Here is a 1,403-nt window from a genome sequence, read left to right on the forward strand (position 1 = left end):
AACTTCGAGAGATTTCAATCGCATAAGGCGCGTACTGCTTTCACCTTGTGCGTTCTTTAAAATCATCTCCATGGTTGCGATAGAGTCGCCCCAACCTTCATCTCTTGCTTTTCGCTCCTGGGCAATTTCCAGCCCTTTTTCTTCATTCGCATAAGTGAATGGCGATGCAACTAGCGAAGCCGACAACATCAAAACTTGCAATACGTGGTTCATTTTTTTCATGGTTCAATTCCTTTTAATTCTGAGTTACGACTGAGTTGCAGTGATGGTGGACGACGCTTTCAAGCGCGCGTTATCAGACGGACTTTCTTGTAAGTACGCTTTTTTATCGAATAGCATTAGTAAGGTTGGGAGGAATAAGAAGTCCACAACCAAAGCGATGAAGATAACAATGGCGCTGAGTTGCCCCATATCCGCATTCAGCCTGAAGCTAGACATTGCCAATACAGAAAAACCTGCCACTAAAACCACCGTAGTGATCCACAGTGCGCGGCCAACGGTATGAAAGGCGTAACGAACGGCTTGCTCTGCAGTTTGCCCCTCGCGGCGCGCTCTTTGATATTTGGAAAGGAAGTGAACGGCATCATCGACCACAATCCCAAGCGTCAATGTCACAACAACGGATAAGCCGAGGTTGATTTCACCCGATATCAGTGCCCACAAACCAAAGCCAATGACCGCTGGCGCAATATTGGGCATCAAACTAATTAGCCCTAATCTCACGGAGCGAAGTGCAAAAATCAGCAAGGCAGAAATTAAAACAAGCGTGATCGGTAAAGTGGACAGCATGCTCGCCATATTCGTCTCTCCAATATGGGCGAACATTAATGACGGGCTTGATGCAACCACTTGATACTGAGGGGCATGCTCTGCAAACCATTGATAGATTCTGTTTTCTAAATCGACCAGTTCCACACTGCCGAGGTTTGCCACGGTCAACACCATTTTGATCGAGGATTTATCGACATTGATTTGATTATTGAGGTCAAGGCCGTACGGCAAAGACATTTCGTAAAGCAGTAGATATTGCGCTGCGAGCTCTCGCGCTTGAGGGAGCGAGTAATACGCCTCATCATCACCATGCATGTTCTTGTTGAGACGCTTATAAACATCTGCCAATGTCGCCACATGGTCTGTTTCAGGTTGGTCTCGTAGCCAACTAGAAAACTCACCTATCGTGTTAAGAAAATCAGGAGCGGCAATACCTTGAGACTCGTTGGTTTTAATCGCAATGCTGATGTTGGTCATACCGCTGATTCGCTCTTCCATAAAATCAGCAGCCTGACGAAACTCGTTACGTTGACCAAAGTACTCTACCGATTCGTCATTCACCTTGTTAAGTGGGATAAGACTCGCGCACACGACAATGACAGCAACCGAAAGTGGCAACAAGGCTCTTCGTT

At 46.5% G+C, this 1,403-nt stretch carries 1 protein-coding gene and 1 pseudogene; both read right to left on the reverse strand.

The features are described 5' to 3' along the window. Positions 1-222, reverse strand: a pseudogene (locus tag R8269_RS24415) (outer membrane lipoprotein-sorting protein); the annotation flags it as partial. Between the two features lie 24 nt (positions 223-246). After that, a partial coding sequence (locus R8269_RS24420; RefSeq protein WP_318222800.1) for an efflux RND transporter permease subunit occupies positions 247-1,403 on the reverse strand: 1,157 nt, incomplete at its 5' end.

It is taken from the genome of Vibrio sp. Vb0667 (assembly GCF_033391095.1).